This is a genomic window from Psychrobacter glaciei (assembly GCF_014652895.1).
GTDB lineage: Bacteria > Pseudomonadota > Gammaproteobacteria > Pseudomonadales > Moraxellaceae > Psychrobacter > Psychrobacter glaciei.
Genome location: NZ_BMZR01000002.1, coordinates 57,142 through 74,401 on the forward strand (window position 1 = coordinate 57,142; position 17,260 = coordinate 74,401).

13 protein-coding genes are annotated in these 17,260 nt (G+C 42.5%); 7 read left to right on the forward strand and 6 right to left on the reverse strand.

What is annotated here, in order from left to right; translation table 11 throughout:
• Positions 1-530 precede the first annotated feature (530 nt).
• From cysM to IE130_RS05065, 6 genes are all read left to right on the forward strand, one after another.
• Complete coding sequence (gene cysM, locus IE130_RS05040; RefSeq protein WP_010201770.1) at positions 531-1,490, forward strand: cysteine synthase CysM; 960 nt, start codon at positions 531-533, stop codon at positions 1,488-1,490.
• 24 nt (positions 1,491-1,514) lie between these two features.
• A complete protein-coding gene (locus tag IE130_RS05045) occupies positions 1,515-2,339 on the forward strand; it encodes a 3'-5' exonuclease (protein ID WP_189582692.1) in 825 nt (274 codons plus the stop codon).
• A gap of 67 nt (positions 2,340-2,406) precedes the next feature.
• Positions 2,407-3,948: a 23S rRNA (uracil(1939)-C(5))-methyltransferase RlmD gene (rlmD, locus tag IE130_RS05050; protein ID WP_189582707.1), complete on the forward strand. Its 1,542-nt coding sequence runs from the start codon at positions 2,407-2,409 to the stop codon at positions 3,946-3,948.
• 397 nt (positions 3,949-4,345) lie between these two features.
• Complete coding sequence (locus tag IE130_RS05055) at positions 4,346-6,898, forward strand: RelA/SpoT family protein (RefSeq protein WP_010201773.1); 2,553 nt, start codon at positions 4,346-4,348, stop codon at positions 6,896-6,898.
• 63 nt (positions 6,899-6,961) lie between these two features.
• Positions 6,962-7,912: a bifunctional DNA-formamidopyrimidine glycosylase/DNA-(apurinic or apyrimidinic site) lyase gene (gene mutM, locus IE130_RS05060; protein WP_189582710.1), complete on the forward strand. Its 951-nt coding sequence runs from the start codon at positions 6,962-6,964 to the stop codon at positions 7,910-7,912.
• Between the two features lie 307 nt (positions 7,913-8,219).
• The gene (locus tag IE130_RS05065) at positions 8,220-8,660 is read left to right on the forward strand and encodes a hypothetical protein (RefSeq protein ID WP_189582712.1); all 441 of its coding nucleotides are present in this window, start codon (positions 8,220-8,222) and stop codon (positions 8,658-8,660) included.
• Positions 8,661-8,851: 191 nt separating this feature from the next.
• Here the strand turns inward: IE130_RS05065 and typA are convergent, their stop codons facing one another.
• Both typA and IE130_RS05075 read right to left on the reverse strand, forming a co-directional pair.
• Positions 8,852-10,699 carry a translational GTPase TypA gene (gene typA / locus IE130_RS05070; protein WP_010201777.1) on the reverse strand — a complete coding sequence of 616 codons (1,848 nt, stop codon included), beginning with the start codon at positions 10,697-10,699 and terminating at the stop codon, positions 8,852-8,854.
• Between the two features lie 357 nt (positions 10,700-11,056).
• Complete coding sequence (locus IE130_RS05075) at positions 11,057-12,352, reverse strand: OmpA family protein (protein WP_189582715.1); 1,296 nt, start codon at positions 12,350-12,352, stop codon at positions 11,057-11,059.
• 512 nt (positions 12,353-12,864) lie between these two features.
• On the opposite strand from IE130_RS05075, the gene IE130_RS05080 reads away from it, so the two are divergent.
• On the forward strand, positions 12,865-13,659 hold the full coding sequence (locus tag IE130_RS05080) for a GspH/FimT family pseudopilin (protein ID WP_227676137.1): 795 nt from the start codon (positions 12,865-12,867) through the stop codon (positions 13,657-13,659).
• Between the two features lie 42 nt (positions 13,660-13,701).
• Here IE130_RS05080 and recO read toward each other — a convergent pair whose 3' ends face one another.
• The 4 genes from recO to IE130_RS05100 all read right to left on the reverse strand — a co-directional run bounded on the left by recO (position 13,702) and on the right by IE130_RS05100 (position 17,186).
• A complete protein-coding gene (gene recO / locus IE130_RS05085) occupies positions 13,702-14,472 on the reverse strand; it encodes a DNA repair protein RecO (protein ID WP_189582718.1) in 771 nt (256 codons plus the stop codon).
• Between the two features lie 47 nt (positions 14,473-14,519).
• Positions 14,520-15,653, reverse strand: a complete 1,134-nt coding sequence (gene era / locus IE130_RS05090) for a GTPase Era (protein WP_189582721.1) — start codon at positions 15,651-15,653, stop codon at positions 14,520-14,522.
• A gap of 198 nt (positions 15,654-15,851) precedes the next feature.
• Positions 15,852-16,649 carry a ribonuclease III gene (gene rnc / locus IE130_RS05095; protein WP_010201782.1) on the reverse strand — a complete coding sequence of 266 codons (798 nt, stop codon included), beginning with the start codon at positions 16,647-16,649 and terminating at the stop codon, positions 15,852-15,854.
• Positions 16,650-16,790: 141 nt separating this feature from the next.
• Positions 16,791-17,186 carry a DUF4845 domain-containing protein gene (locus IE130_RS05100; protein WP_010201783.1) on the reverse strand — a complete coding sequence of 132 codons (396 nt, stop codon included), beginning with the start codon at positions 17,184-17,186 and terminating at the stop codon, positions 16,791-16,793.
• Positions 17,187-17,260 lie beyond the last annotated feature (74 nt).

Genomic DNA, 17,260 nt, shown 5'->3' on the forward strand with positions numbered 1-17,260 from the left:
CTTTCACGTCTTATGTCGCAGCCAATAACTGGTGCTCGATATTATCTTAACAGTATTTTATGAATGGCTGTTAAACATTCATAGCGCGTACCTTAACCTTTATAATCCCTACGAGAGAACCTCTATCCATTGATAATTTTGACAGTATCTATGTTCAAGTCTTTAATATCAGTAGCAATGCATTTACCAATAATACCTGATGTCATCAGCGCGGCTGAAAACAAAATGATATAATGACGCAACTTTTTATTTGTCATCATTTATACCTCGTCATATGACCAGATTAACGGCGTAATTATGACCCTCGCACTGATGATTGACTGGCTGACGATTGAGTAACAACCTTTATAGTAGCAGTCTCAGAATTTACAGAGATGGTCTCAAGCGATTGTTGAACGATAACAACAGTGTGTTAATCAGCAAGCCGTTATTTAAAACGCGGTGCTTCAGACGACTGTTAAATGAATAACGCTCTAAAAAATACCTAATATTAAAGAAATTGTCCTCTAAAAAACCAATAAGGATACCTTATGTCCACGACGACCACGTCAAATGCCAACTTTATCACGCAAGTGACTGCCCTTGCCGATTGCGTCGGTCAAACACCATTGGTGAAACTTCAGCGTCTACCTGAGCAGGAGCACATTACAAACGGTGCGGTTTTGCTCGCCAAACTTGAGGGCAATAATCCTGCTGGCTCTGTCAAAGACCGCCCTGCTTTTAATATGATTTACCAAGCGGAACAGCGCGGCGACATAAAGCCTGGAGATATGCTGATTGAAGCCACCAGTGGCAATACAGGCATTGCGTTGGCTATGGTCGCTGCGATGCGTGGCTATCCGATCACCCTACTGATGCCAACCAACTCGACTCAAGAACGCAAAGACGCCATGATTGCTTATGGTGCGACGTTGATTGAAGTGGACGAAGGTATGGAAGCAGCGCGTGATTTAGCATTGCAGATGCAAACGGATGGCAAAGGTATCGTCTTAGATCAATTTAATAATCCTGATAACAGACAAGCTCATTATCTAACGACTGGCCCTGAGCTATGGGCGCAAACTGCGGGTAAAATAACCCACTTTATTAGCTCAATGGGCACGACTGGCACCATTACTGGTGTCTCACAATACTTAAAAGAACAAAACCCAGCGATCAAAATCATCGGTCTGCAACCTGACGAAGAAGCGTCTATTGCCGGTATCCGCCGTTGGCCTGCCGCTTATATGCCAGGTATTTTTGATGCAGACTTGGTCGATGAAGTGATGGATATTGACCAACATATCGCTGAAGTTTATATGCGCAAACTGGCCAAAACCGAAGGTATCTTCGCGGGTGTATCTTCAGGCGCTGCTGCATGGGCTGCCGTACAGGTGGCTAAAGAAAATCCTGATGCCGTTATCGCCTTTATTGTCTGTGATCGTGGAGACCGTTATTTATCGACGGGGCTGTATAGTGTCGATGACAGCGTAGACAATGCAGCACCATAATCTCGAAACTAATTAGGTTTATCTATGTCACACGCCCTACCCTCCGACCCTATATTGGTCTTTGATATTGAAACTGTCGCGGATACAGCTGCCGCGCGCCGTATTTACCCGCAGCTGGCCGATCTAAATGATGCGGACGCACTGAGCGCATTGACAGCGCTACGTACACAAGAGGCTGGGCACGATTTTATGCGTTTGCCGCTGCAACGTATTGTTTGTATTTCGGCGTTATATATAAAAGATGGCAAGTTGTCGTTATTTTCGTTGACTGCAGATAAATTCAGCGAAAAGGAAATTCTCGTTAAATTCTTTCGAGCGTTTAGTGACATTGAAAAATTGCCACAGCTGATCAGCTGGAATGGTTCAGGTTTTGATATTCCGGTATTGATTTATCGCGCCATGCAGTATGACCTTTCAGCACCATGGCTGTTTGAAGAAGGCGAACGCATCAAAAACATGCGCTTTGATAATTATGTCAATCGCTTCCATACTCGCCATCTTGATTTGATGGACAGATTTAGCCAATACGGTGCCAGTCGCCGCGAAGCGATGGATATCGTCGCAAGCTTGTATGGACTTCCCGGCAAAACCAGTGTCGATGGCAGTATGGTTGGCGATCTTGTCAGCAATGATGATTGGCAGACGCTGTCTATTTATTGCGAGTCTGACGTGATGAATACCTGGCTAATCTATCTACGCTGGCTGCGTTTAACGGGTCAACTGTCCTCACAAGATTTTGATGCTTGGCAGCAGCAAAGCCATGACTATCTAGCAAAATATACCCAAGCCGATGGCAGTGCACGTCATCAAGAATTTATTGCTGATTGGTCATTTACGCCGTCAGTATAAGCATGATTCTTTGTACCAATCTCTGTACTCACCTTTTAGTTATTTATTATTTATTTAAGGCAGGTTTATGCAACCCACCGATTCAAAAACATCTACCGCAGCTGATGCAACGCTGCAGGCGAACGAGACCCAAACCATTACCATTCCACCTAACAAGAAAAAATCCAAACCGTCATCAAAGACCCGTCGCCGTCTAAAAGAAGCTGAACCCTTACCGTTTAATATTGATGGGTTGTCGCATGATGGTCGCGGAGTGGCAGTATATGGCAATGGTTTAGGTGAAGCAGAAGGTCATGCCATAGACAAGCACGGTAAAAAAGTCTTTGTCAGCTTTGCTTTGCCGGGTGAAAGCGCTTTGGTCAAGCTTACCAATAGCCGAACCAGCTTTGAAGAAGGTGACGCGATCAGCATCACTGCCAACCCAAATCCTGAACGCGTGGTACCGCCCTGCCCACACTTCGGTGTCTGTGGTGGCTGTAACTTGCAGCATTGGCAGCCAGATGCCCAGATTAATTTTAAGCAGTCTGTCCTTGCTGAAATGCTGATGCATCAAGCCAAAGCCGAGCCTGATCATTGGCTAGCACCTGTAATCGGTGATCGCCTCGGTTATCGCACCAAAGCAAGAATGGGTGTGCGTTATGTGACCAAAAAAGAAACCGCCTTGGTAGGCTTTCGTGAACGCTCAAGTAACTTTTTGGCTGAGCTAAATGAGTGTCATATCCTAGATCCCCGTATTGGCTTTGAGCTTGAAAATTTAAAAACTCTTATCAGCACTCTAGAGAGCCGTGACAAGATTGCCCAGCTTGAATTGGCGATGGGTGAAGAGATGCCAGACCTACCAGATGGCAACCAGCCAGTCGCCCTCATTGTACGCAACTTAGCGCCGTTATCTGATGCTGATGTAGAGAAGCTAAAGGTGTTTTTTGCCGCGCGCAATTGGCAGCTGTATTTACAGTCAAAAGGCGTTGACAGCATCCAGCGTATCGCCTTGACGGATGCTGATGACCTGAGTCAGAAATTTGGACGTTTGTATTACCAACTACCAGAATACGACCTTACTTTTGAATTTATCCCAACAGATTTCACCCAAGTTAATCTGTCAGTAAACCGTCAGATGACCAAACTTGCTTGTGATTTATTAGATCTAAAAGCCGGTGAACGAGTACTTGACTTATTCAGTGGTCTAGGTAACTTTAGCTTGCCATTGGCACGATTGGTTGGCGAGACTGGCTCTGTCGTCGGTGTTGAAGGTAGCGAGGCAATGACCGCACGCGCCGCTGACAATGCACGTCGTAATGGTATCACTAACACTGAATTCTATAGCCAAGACTTAACGCAAGACTGTACTGATAAGCCTTGGGCCAATCAGGGCTTTGATGCGCTATTGATCGATCCGCCTCGCTCTGGTGCGTGGGAGATTATGCAGTATCTGCCGAAATTTAACGCCGAGCGTATTGTCTATGTTTCTTGCAACCCTGCAACGCTTGCTCGCGATACAAAAGCATTATTAGAGCAGGGCTACCGTCTGACTCATGCTGGCGTAATGGATATGTTTTGCCATACTGGACATGTTGAGTCTATTGCGCGCTTTGAAAAGGTCGCTAATTAACATTCATTTTTTTCGCATATGTCCTTGTATGTATTGATAGGCATGCTATCAATACACTTTGCTTACTCATAGATTAGGTCAAAGTATGCTATTAAAGTAGCCGATATGTTAATCGATATGTTAATCATAGTGACATGAGCATTACAGAGCCTCTCTTGATTTGTCCTATTAAAATGAGATAATAATAGTCGTTCTTTCTATGCTTATAGAATTCGCATGTAGCAGTTATTAACACTCATAATCTTACATATTCTACGTACAACTCTATGGCTGCTAAAAATGGATTTTTAGCGGCTGTATTGATTTCTAGTTGCCCACTTATATATTGTATAAGTTTGGGTTTCGTACGTAGTAGATGAGGTTATAATCAATTCGAAATAGCTAAGAGGAGTCGGCTATGGTAAAAATTCGTGAAGGATTACCGTTGGTAGATGGACAGACCACACAAGCCGACAGCGCGACGTTAGCGGCACAGCTGGTTGCGAGTCAACGCTCTCATCAGTCTGCTAATAGCTATGCTCAAATTCCACTCGATATCAAATACCAACTGGCCACTCATAAGCTGCATACGACTTTTGATCGCTCTGCACAGCATGCTTACCACAGTCATGACCCAAATCTTGAAAATGAATATTTGGACAATCAGCTTTTAGATGATGCTCATATTCTCTCAGAAGAGGAGCTTGAAGCAATCGATCTAGACAATGCCAATATTGATGTACCTGCGTGGTTAGATAACGTGGCCAAGCGTATCGGCCAAGAGTCTGTGCCCAACCTCAGCGCTGCCTGTGACTTTATTCGTAGTCATATGAATACCAGCGAATCTGAGCGCTCCGGTGCTTATGTCACTGGTATCGGTATGACTGATATATTGACCTACCTTTATCAAGATGAAGATGCACTGGTTGCTGCGATGCTCTATCGCAGTGCCCGCAAATCAATCATCAGTCTGACTGAAATTGAGCAAAAATTTGGCAAAGACATCTCCACCTTGGTCAAAGATACTTTGGCAATGGGTAAACTGTCGGAAATTATCGAAAGCAACAAACGCTTAGAAGATCACTTCGTAAACAATCAGCGTGACCAGTTATCAAACATCTATAGCATGCTCATCTCCGTCACCAATGACGTGCGCGTAGTACTGATCAAGCTGGCTGAACGTACCTTCGCCATGCGCGAATTGACCTTTTCTCACTTAGAGCGGCAAAATCGAGTGGCACGTGAGGTCATGACGATCTATGCGCCACTGGCCCATAGATTGGGTATCGCCCAACTAAAATGGGAGCTTGAAGACCTCGCCTTTCGATATCTCGCCCCTGAGCGTTACAAAGAAATAGCCAAGCTGTTGTCAGAAAAACGCAGCGAACGTGAGTCTTATATTCAGCGTGTGCAAGATAAGCTCAATGAAGCCTTGGCGGAAGCAGATATCGCGGGTGAAGTGTCAGGACGCGTCAAGCACATCTATTCTATTTATCGAAAAATGAAGCTCAAAGGCTTATCCTTCGATCAGCTTTACGATATTCGTGCGCTGCGTGTGTTAGTGACCAATCCTTCCGACTGTTATCACGTTTTAGGATTGGTACACGGTCTGTGGCGCTATATCCCTGAACAGTTTGATGACTATATTACCAATCCTAAATCAAATGGCTATCGCTCGCTGCATACGGCGGTGATTGCCGAAAACAAATCGCTTGAAGTACAGATTCGTACCCATGAGATGCACTTTGAGGCTGAGCTTGGCATGTGCGCGCATGTCAACTATAAAGAAGGGCTAAAAAACAAAAAAGACAATTATCTCAACCAGAGAATCAGCTCACTGCGTCAACTGCTTTCTATCAATAATGAAACACGCAATCAGCCACGCTCATCCATGTTGACTGGTGATGAGCTAGAAGAAATAGAGTTCGACGAAGAAGAGCAACTGGTTGATTTTGATGAGCTTGAGCGCATTTACATCTTTAGTCGTGACGGTGATATTACCGAACTTCCAAAAGGCGCGACCGTCCTTGATTTTGCCTACTATGTACATACCCAAGTCGGTAACCGTGCGCAAGCCGCTCGGGTCAATCAACGCTATGTGCCTTTGACTTATCAGCTCAAAACTGGTGAGCAAGTTGAGATTATTACCAAAGCTTCTCGCGAGCCCAATCGTGATTGGCTGGTTGCCTCACTTGGTTATATTCATACCAATCGAGCACGCTCAAAACTGCGCCAATGGTTTAACAAGCAAGACCGCGACAAAAATATTGAGATCGGTCGGCACATGCTGAGTAAAGAGCTGGAGCGTTTATCCGTCCACCCCAACAGTATTGATTTAAATGATTACACTCAGTTTTTTCACGTCAATAATACAGACGACGTCATTGTTGGTTTGGTCACAGGTGATATCAGCCTAAACCAGCTGACCAGCCATATCTCTCGTCAGCTACACTTAGAACCAGAGAGACCTGAGGAAGATTTCACACCCAGTGTCGATGCTAGAGACGCTGGCAAAATTGATGCCTATAAAATTCATATCGACGGTCTGGACAATATCGAAGTCAACTTAGCAGGTTGTTGTCATCCTGTACACGGTGAGCCGATTGCAGGTTACATCACTTTGTCACGCGGCGTTAGTGTACATAATCGGGGCTGTCCAGAATATTTACGCCTTATTGAACGTGACCCTGAGCGCCAGATAGATGCTGCTTGGCGCGTAAAATCAGGTCGTTACCAACCCGTAGACATTCATGTAGAAGCTTATGATAGACGTGGATTGTTGCGCGACTTAACTCAAATTATTGACAAAGAAAATGTCAATATTCGTCAAGTTGAGACCCTGAGCAATGATGACAATATTGCCTTTTTAAAGTTTCATATTGAGGTGTCAGGATTGGCGCATTTGTCCAAGCTCTTAGCCAAACTTGAACAGCAGCATGGCATATTACATGCACGGCGTGCGGTTGCTTAAGTAAAACGCTAAGGCTTTGCGCAAACCTATCCATTTAATAATCGAGTTATTACCAAAAATACTATGCCTGAATTGCCTGAAGTAGAAACAACCAAAACCAGCTTAACCCCTTTATTGGGGCAACAAGTGATTGATGTAAAAGTATTCCAGCCAAAGCTGCGTTGGTCTATGCCTGACGACTTAGATGCCTTGGATGGTTATACCTTAGGCAGCATCGAGCGACGAGCGAAGTATTTGATATTAGAATTTTTACCTCCCTTATCTAAGAATAACGCTACTGCTGAGCTTGCTACATTGGCACCGCGGCAGCTTCTCATTCATTTGGGTATGTCCGGTAGTTTACAGCAGCACAGTAAGGGTACAGAGAAGCGAAAACATGACCATTTGGTGATGGTATTTGGTAGCACTGATAAAAAGCAAGTACAATTACACTATCATGATCCTAGACGCTTTGGCTCGGTGCTGTGGCATGAGGATTATGGTGCTAAGCTGTTAGATCACTTGGGTACTGAGCCTTTATCAGAGGAATTCACTGCTGATTACTTGTATCAGCTCATCCAACGCACGGATCTATCTGATAAAACCGCCATTGAAACTACGGCTGGTAAAAAAACAGCGAGTAAAGCAAAATCGAAAAAGCGGCCAATCATGCGAGCCATCAAATCCGTCATTATGGAACAGCAAGTGGTCGTTGGCGTTGGCAATATATACGCGACCGAAAGCCTGTATCTATCAGGGATTCATCCTGCGACCCCTGCTCATCAATTATCGTATGATGATATTGTTATTTTGGTCGATCATATTAAAACCATTCTACAAAAAGCGATAGCGCTTGGTGGCTCGACCTTACGAGATTTCACGGTCGCTAGCGGGCAAACCGGATATTTTCAACAGACTCTAAATGTCTATGGTAGACAGGGTGAAGCTTGTCCACACTGTCAAACGACGCTAGAAAATATCAAGCTAAATGGACGTGCTAGCGTTTACTGCCCCAACTGCCAGCCCTTAGCGTAGTAAGAGAAATGCTACGACATACTTGATAAGTATTAATGCTATCAAGCCTCACTGATACAGTAGAAAATATTTTTTAAGGTGAGTAAGATTGATGATTACCGTGGCTTTATCACACGCATTTTTGTTGCTTATTGGCCTACGTCTTGCTTTAATAGTGAAAGAGCTTACATAAATAGTGCAAACCATTTATTTATCTGTAATAATTAATCTATTTATCGTTGCCGCATTGCTTGTATAGGGAAATTGTCTCTGTATGAAAATAGCAGCAGCCATCCATTATACTGCTTACGAGTTTTAGGATATCATTATGACTGTTAAAGCCCATACACAGCGCACCGTCAAGCGCAAAATTTTTACCCTGATTACAAGCGTAAGCTTGATTGTGGCCAGTATGCAACCTGCTTTGGCAGCGATAGAAATAGATGAAGATGACTTTGGGCCTTCTTATGGCACTATGGCAGTAGATACTATCGTTGGCAAGCCACTGGGTTTAGTGACTGCCGTGGCTGGTACGGCAGCTTATATTGTCAGCCTGCCTTTTTCTCTAATCGGTGGTAACGCGGATCAAGCTCAGCAGAAGCTATTTGTAGAGCCTTGGGATGCGATGGGACGGTGTTTAGGCTGTACGGTTGCCGAAGACAACTACTATAAGTCACAAGTCAGCGATAACAATATCGTACGTATTGTCGTTGATCAACCGTCAGAGATTTTGATCAATACAAATGATTATGTGATAGTTACCCCTTAAGACAATCACTCCATCAAGCGATCATTCTACAAGATGAGCATCTGCTAAATATTCAAATTTATTTCAACACTGTCTAATTACTACTTACTGCCAACTAATTACTCCTAACAATTATTTATAGACCGACAATAAAAAAGGCTAACATGATGTTAGCCTTTTTTTTAGAAATTTATTGGTACTAATATAAGCTACTAAGCACCTTTCTTACGACCATGACGCTTACGCTCACTTTCAGTCAAGTAACGCTTACGTAGACGAATCGCTTTAGGTGTTACTTCAACCAATTCGTCATCTTGGATGAACTCAAGTGCTTGTTCAAGCGTAAACTTAACTGCTGGAGTCAACGTCAATGCTTCATCAGTACCACTAGCGCGAACGTTAGTTAACTGTTTAGCAGTCGTTGGGTTAACAGCCATATCATCGTTACGTGAGTTAAGACCAACGATCATACCTTCATATACTTCAAGCTGTGGCTCAGCAAATAATTTACCGCGCTTTTGCAAGTTGAACAATGCAAAGCCTAGGCAAACACCTTTAGCCATAGAAACGAGTACACCGTTAGAGCGGCCACCAACATCACCAATTTTCTGTGGACCATAATGTGAGAAGCTTGACGTCATGATTCCTGAACCTGATGTTAAGGTCAAGAATTCAGAACGGAAACCGATCAAACCACGTGCTGGCATAGTTGCTTCAATACGCATACGACCTTTGCCATCAAGTTCCATGTTAGTCATCTCGCCTTTGCGTAGACCAACCTGCTCCATGATAGAACCTTGATGCTCATCTTCAATATCGAACACAACGTTTTCATACGGCTCTTGTAATTTACCGTCAACTTCTTTAACGATAACTTCTGGGCCTGAAACACCCATCTCAAAACCTTCACGGCGCATGTTTTCGATAAGTACAGATAAGTGAAGCTCACCGCGACCTGATACTTTAAATTTATCAGGAGACTCAGTGTCTTCTACACGTAGTGCAACGTTATGAATCAATTCACGCTCAAGACGCTCACGAATATTACGTGAAGTCACAAACTTACCATCACGACCAGCAAACGGTGAGTTGTTTACTTGGAAGTTCATTGATACGGTTGGTTCATCAACCGTTAGTGCTGGTAATGCTTCAACGTTAGCTGGATCACAAATCGTATCTGAGATATTAAGTGCATCAATACCAGTGATACAAACGATATCACCAGCTTGTGCATCTTCAACATCAATACGATCAAGACCATGATAGCCCATGATTTTTAGAATACGGCCATTACGCGTGTTGCCATGCTTATCAATAACAGTTACTTGCGTATTAAGTTTAACTTTACCACGCTGGATACGACCAATACCGATGACACCAACGAAGCTATTGAAGTCAAGGCTTGAGATTTGCATGCGGAACGGTGCATCTGCATCCACTTGTGGTGGCTGCACAACATCAACGATTGTTTTGAACAGTGGCGTCATATCATCAGCTAAATCATCAGCTTCTAAACCCGCAATACCATTCAATGCTGATGCATAAACAACTGGGAAATCAAGCTGCTCATCAGTTGCGCCTAGGTTATCGAACAAATCAAAAATTTGATCCATTACCCAATCAGGACGCGAACCAGGACGGTCAATTTTGTTGATAACAACAATAGGCTTTAGACCTTGCTCGAACGCTTTTTGCGTTACGAAACGAGTCTGTGGCATTGGACCATCAACAGCATCAACCACTAGAAGTACGCAGTCAACCATCGACATGACACGCTCAACTTCACCACCAAAATCGGCGTGACCTGGGGTGTCAACGATGTTGATGCGATACTCTGTATCCGAAGATTTATCTGTCCAGCGAATAGCTGTGTTTTTGGCCAAAATGGTAATGCCACGTTCTTGCTCAATATCGCCTGAATCCATTGCACGTTCAGCAATGTTTGCACGATCGCCAAAAGTGCCAGATTGATGTAATAGTTTATCAACCAAAGTTGTCTTACCGTGATCAACGTGGGCAATAATTGCGATGTTACGCAGGTGTTTGATATCGTTCGCCATATAAAATGCTCTTTTCGTCTTAAAAAAAATGCAGTAGCAGTAAGCACCGCTGGATAAACTTTTACCATCAACCAGAGAGATATGACTACAGGACTTGTAAATGAGTACACAATAGGTGAATTCATTTAATTAATAGTAGTAAAATCAAATACCTATGCTGGAAAATCCATCGTACAGATAGCTATGCTAATGTACACTTTGTCAATCTACAAAGTGTTTGGGTCGATAGTATAACATTATTGCACGATAAATTTATGTAATAACTTACTTTTCTCAGTACATAAATAAAAAAAAGCCACCCATTGGGTGGCTTTTTTTGTAACGATATAGCTTAGAAGATAACTATCTAGCTATTATTTACTGAACAACCATATCTTTAGTTTGTTCAACAGTCATAGTTTTGTCACCAGTAATGATGGCATAAACACGACGGTTCATAGCGCGACCTTCTTCAGTGTCGTTTGGTGCGATTGGTTGGTCATAACCATAACCAACTGTTGATAGACGGTTTGGAGCAATACCAAATTCGTTAGTCAACATAGACTTCACAGCAACAGCACGGGCTTCAGACAGACGTTGGTTGTAACGTGCTGAAGGACCAGTTTTAGAAGCATGACCTTCTACGCGTGCAGTTGAGTTAGGATACTCACGCATTTTCTCTGCTACTTTAGCGATTTCAGGCTTGTACTGGTTTTTGATAGCTGATTTGTCGTTATCAAAGAATACACGAAGTTCCATTTTCAGTTCGTCAGTAATATCTACTGGTACTGGGCAACCACGCTCATCAACAACAACATTCATTGGAGTGCCTGGGCATGCATCGATGCTATCAGGTACGCCATCACCGTCAGAATCAAGATCAGATTCAACAATAACGATTGGTGCAGTATCAACCATAGGCTCTTCCATTGGAGGAACAGCTACTGTAGGTGCTAAATGGCCACCAAGTACAACTTCTAGACCGGCTAGAGCCATGCCTTCCCACCAGTTGTTGTCGAAGTTATGAATCGCACGAGCTTCACCACGTAGGCTTAACGCGTCGTTGATGCGATACATAGCACCTAGACCTAGGTTACCGATAGTGTCTTTTGAGCTTGATACTTCAGTACCAGCAGTAACTGTATTACCGTTAGAGTCGTCATACTGTTCTTGGTTTTCTACTTCGATTTTAGACTGACCAGCACCAACTAATACATAAGGCTTAAGTGCGCCATCAGTATAACCAGTAAATTCTTCAGTACCGATTAAGAAGTTACCAGAGATCATGGTTTGTTCAACGTCAAAACGGTTGATACCAGCATCTGCAGAATCTTCAGACGCTTCGCCATTCGTATTTGACACACCATACTCTACTTGGAACTGAGTAGAAGGAGTTAGTTCAATACCTAGTGCAGCACCAGTATATAAACCACTTTCTTTAGCGATGCCGCCGTTGCTGTTACCACGTGAGCCGTCACCGATTTGATTGCCATTGGCATCTTCATAAAGGTTTTTACCAGTACGTAGGATTTCACGCTGTTTGTCAGCTGTATCACTGATATCGTCAGTAACATGATAACCAAGTAACAATGGGCTAATAGTAACGCCAGCGTTAGCTGCTAGAGGCGCAGCTGCTACGGCAACCAGAGCTAGAGCGATTTTATTCAATTTCATGGACTTCCTCCAAAGGATAATTTTAGTGATGCGTTAAGCAAAACCACTTCTCAAGATGCTCCAGAATAGACATCTTTTACGAATTTTAAATGACAAAGCAAAACTAATTTAGAAGTAGCTTAGCGATTATCGATTCAGTTTACAACTTTTTTCGTTAACGAGCTACACATTATTACACGATAATGTCGTAACTAAAACACAATAACCAGCTTGAGTTACTGAGAACAAACACACCTTACGTTTTTTGCCTTTTATGTATGAGCTCGCAATAGACTTTCAACCGAAGTGTCTCTGTTGGTTGAGGGTATTTTAATACAACTGGTACTTTTTCTCTATTGTTAAAACTACCTATTCACTAATTGAAACATTTTTTGACAGTAGACATATATTCTGTTTATATTGTAATAACAAACATTAATCTAATTTTTATCTTTGGCTAAAATGATAAGTACATAGAATGATTAATATCTCAGCAACCTAAATATTATTGACGAGAATATTTAAGGACTTGAATGACAGCTATCAGACACACGCATTCTGACATAGAGTCAAATACATTATTTGTTACAAGTAATAATCCTATGGCTATAGTATATAAAATATCGTCAAATTACCAACAACTATCTGCATGTAGTTTACTTAAATTGGTTTTGGGTAGAAATAAGCTTACTAATCCAGCCGTCATGATGCAAGCGCCAAAGATTTGCTCTATAAGCACTGAACAGACTATCTTAAACGAGAAATCCACACTCGATAAGCGCGTTTTTAAACACTCACATCAAAATGGCTTTACATTAATAGAGCTCATGGTGACCGTAGCAGTATTAGCAATTATCATGATGATTGCCGCACCCGCTATCTTGACACAATTGGCACGCATGGAAGCTCAGCGTATCAGGTACGGAATAACAGACACGCTAAAATTAGCGAAAGCGGAAAGTGTCATTCGTCGCCAAAACTTATTAGTGTGTTTGTCGGACGGCAATGGTTTATGTCATAAAAACAGTAATAAAACCTTGTTGCTCTTTGTAGATAACAACGATAACCAGAATTTTGATAAAGGGACAGACGATTTGTTAGAAGAACAAACCTTAAACCCTAAATATGGCACTTTGCATCTGCGTGCAGGAAAACGTCGTTACGTCAAATTTTATGGTGATAGCGGTAAACCACGCGGGCATTTTGGGCATTTTAAGTATTGTGCAAACTCTACATACAGCCAGGTGATGTATCAAATATCATTCAGTCAAGGCGCCAATATTACTTTTAAGCCTAATGACAGCCATCCGACTGGGTGTGGTGACTAACATGCTTTGAGGTTAAAGCTTTTAAATTTTTTCATACTTTAGCTATAACTGATAGCGCTGTTGCTGCTGCCAAAGCAAGCGACTTTGTAGCGGCTGATAATCTAGGAGGTGGTCAATCAGTTGTCGATGCAAACGCGACCAAGCATTAAGTGTGACATCGCTTATTCCTTGCTCCACCATTATCACTATCTCACTACCCTCAAAAACGGCTCGCCCCATATCAGCACTTTCTAAAAACTCACCTTGCACAATCGGCACCAAACCGGCATCGGGTAAGAATCGATAAATACTCTGAGGCTCGATACTATCTTGAACATTATCCTGCGTTAGTGTCAAGGCAAAACCCAATTCGTTAAATAGATACTGCTCAAACTGCCGCAAACACAAGCGCAGCTCATTAGCCGTCAATGGCTGTTTTAGCCTATCTAAACTGTCTTGGTAATGTTGCCATAGTTTTGGCATCGGATCTTCGGTGGGCAATAAGCGCCATAGTATTTCGTTTAGATACAAGGCAGCATATTGATGTTGACCAGTGATGTTTTCGTAGGGAACGGCTTTTAACGTTTTCGCGGCATCGTCTTCTGGAAGCACGTCTGTCTGTACGACATGCTGAGGTGCAATATTAATCTGACTGAATGTCTTTAAATCCCGCTTACCCGTGGCAAACAGTTGTAAAGGCATAAATAAAGGCGCGCCTTTTTTACCAATCCCATGTATGACACCATGCTGCTGAGAAAATAAATAGTATAAGGCACGTTTTTCTTGATAAGGGCGCTGGTGTAACAAATAACCAATCAATGCTTCATTACGCATCTATCATTACCTCAGCGCTGATTATAAAAGGCTAATTTTAATCGCTATTAATAGCCCAAACTGGTCAATGCACGTTCGTCATCAGACCAACCACGTTTCACTTTCACCCACAGTGTCAGCATAATTTTTTTATCAAACAACTGCTCCATGTCTTTACGAGCATCCATACCCACTTGCTTGATGCGTTGACCTTTATCACCGATGACAATGGCTTTTTGACCACTACGCTCGACGTAGATAGTTGCATCAATAAAGGTACAAGCCTTACGTGGACGCCCTGTTTTTGGATCAGTGTGCGCAGGCTCATCTTTGAACCCATCAATCTGTACCGTTAAGTCATATGGGACTTCGTCACCGGCGCTACGCATGATTTTTTCGCGGATAATTTCACTGGCTAAGAAACGCTCTGAGCGATCAGTGATTTGCTCGGTATCATAAATAGGGGCAGCAATAGGTAGATGTGAGGCGATTACTTCTTGCAGGCGATCTAAGTTTTGGTTTTTCAAAGCAGATACTGGTACGATGTCGGCAAAATCAAAGCTGTCATTAAAGGTTTCCATCAGCGGTAAAACACTGCCTTTGTCCTTTAAGGTATCCGCTTTATTAATCACTAAAACTACAGTTAGATTAGTATCGCCAAGCTTTTGTAAAACTAACAAATCATCATCACGCCATTGATCTGAATCAACAACGAATAATACCAAATCAACATCTACTAATGCAGATACTGCGGCTTTATTCATACGCTCATTAATAGCACGTACTTCATTGCGATGAATACCTGGTGTGTCAACGAATACTGCCTGCATTTCATGATTGGACAAAATACCGTGGATGCGGTGACGAGTCGTTTGCGGTTTACGTGATGTAATGGATAATTTTTGACCCAATAAATGGTTCATCAAGGTCGACTTACCCACGTTTGGACGTCCAACGATTGCCACATAGCCAGCTTTAAAATCATCAGCCATACTCGCACTATTATTTGGCGAGAAAAACTCTTCGATGGCCAGATCATTTTCTACATCGTTGCTTTCTGCCTCATTATTTTCTGAGTGCTCGGAATTTAAGTCAGCACTTTTTAATTCAGCATTTTCTAGTATTGGTTTTACGTCTGTTTTTTGGGTCATAGCGTTGGTATTATCTTCATTGTTTGATGGCAAGTCAGTATGATTGCTCATAGGTTTATCCTGTGGGGTTTATCATCAGCTCAACAGTTTTACTGCTATCTAAAATAAAGTAGTATCAAATAAGATAGCAGCACCATGCTCGGCTTGAGAATATTTGCGGTTTTAAAATAAGTATTATTTAAAAATAACCCTTACTTAAAAAATATTATAAATTCATTTTTTGGTTAGAACATGCTTGGGATATCTAGATTACGAGCGAGTTTTAGGCAAGCTTGGGAGCTTATGCAGCTGATTAATCATCAGCTCTGCTGCTTTTTGTTCAGCAATACGGCGACTCTCACCCGATTCAGTAATATCAGGGCAGTTACTAATGTTTACCTGACAGCGCACCACAAAAATTTGATGCGGTGCATTGCCACGGGTTTCCATCAGCTCATAATGCGGCAAATCAAATTGCTTAGATTGTAGCCATTCTTGCAAGCGGCTCTTAGCATCTTTTAGAGCTTTCTGGTCATTGACATTATCAATCAGGTCTCCATACCATGAGAGCACGCAATCACGAGTAATAGTCATATCCTGACTGTCTAAGTAGATAGCACCAATCAGCGACTCTACGGCATCTGCTAATATAGAAGCACGATTACGACCACCACCTTTACGCTCACCTATCCCTAGTATCAAATGATTGGAAAGCTCTAGATTTTGAGCAATGATGACCAGCGATTCTTGGCGTACCAAAGTGGCACGCATACGCGTCAAACGCCCTTCGTTTTGACTGGGATAACGATGATATAGAGCCTCACCCACAATCATACCCAATAGTGCATCGCCCAAAAACTCTAAGCGCTCGTAGTTTTTTTTGCTATCAAACGAGCGATGAGTCAGTGCCAGCTTGGGAAGTGTTAGATTATTAAACACATAACCCAGCTTGCGCGTTAATATGGCCAAGCGTTGGATGAATTCTGAGCTAACAATAAGCGTGTCGACAGACGTGTTATTTGTTTGGGGAGTAGGAACCGCCTGAGAGTGCTGCGAAGTTGGTTTCATGCGTGGCTTGTGGTTATCCCTTTTGTTTTACTGAGGTAATTGGTTAATAATGACTGGTTAATAACGATTAGTTAATAAAAAAATATGGTCGTAAATTATGTTTGACGAATAAATAAGAAATGAGCTATACACTCATTCAGGCTACTCTGCCATGGTTGCGTCAATATCACCTTCGAAGCGATTGACAATATCGACATTACCGAAAAGGTTATTGGTTTGTTCGTATTTCTTATAGATAGCTAGCTGACCCGTCTTTTTATTAGTGAAAGTAAACACGTCTTCTGCATTGGTATCATAATCAGCATTGATAGATAACTGCCGATTCACACGCTCGACGAATTGCTTGGCCGTCTCACCTTTGTCATTGGCTTCTTTAAGCTCCATTCCTAAAAGCTTAGTCAGCTGATAATCACCGATCTGTGCTGGTACAATAGCAATCATCAACTTGACAGCAATACCGAGAACAATGATAAATAATACAATGCTAGTCACGCTAGCGCCGCGCTGGGTAGACAAACCAGATAACTGCTGCACCATAACACCTCTCAACGGGTAAATTGCTATATTTTTATTAGATACCTCAATAACACTAAGTATCCATTTATTAAACT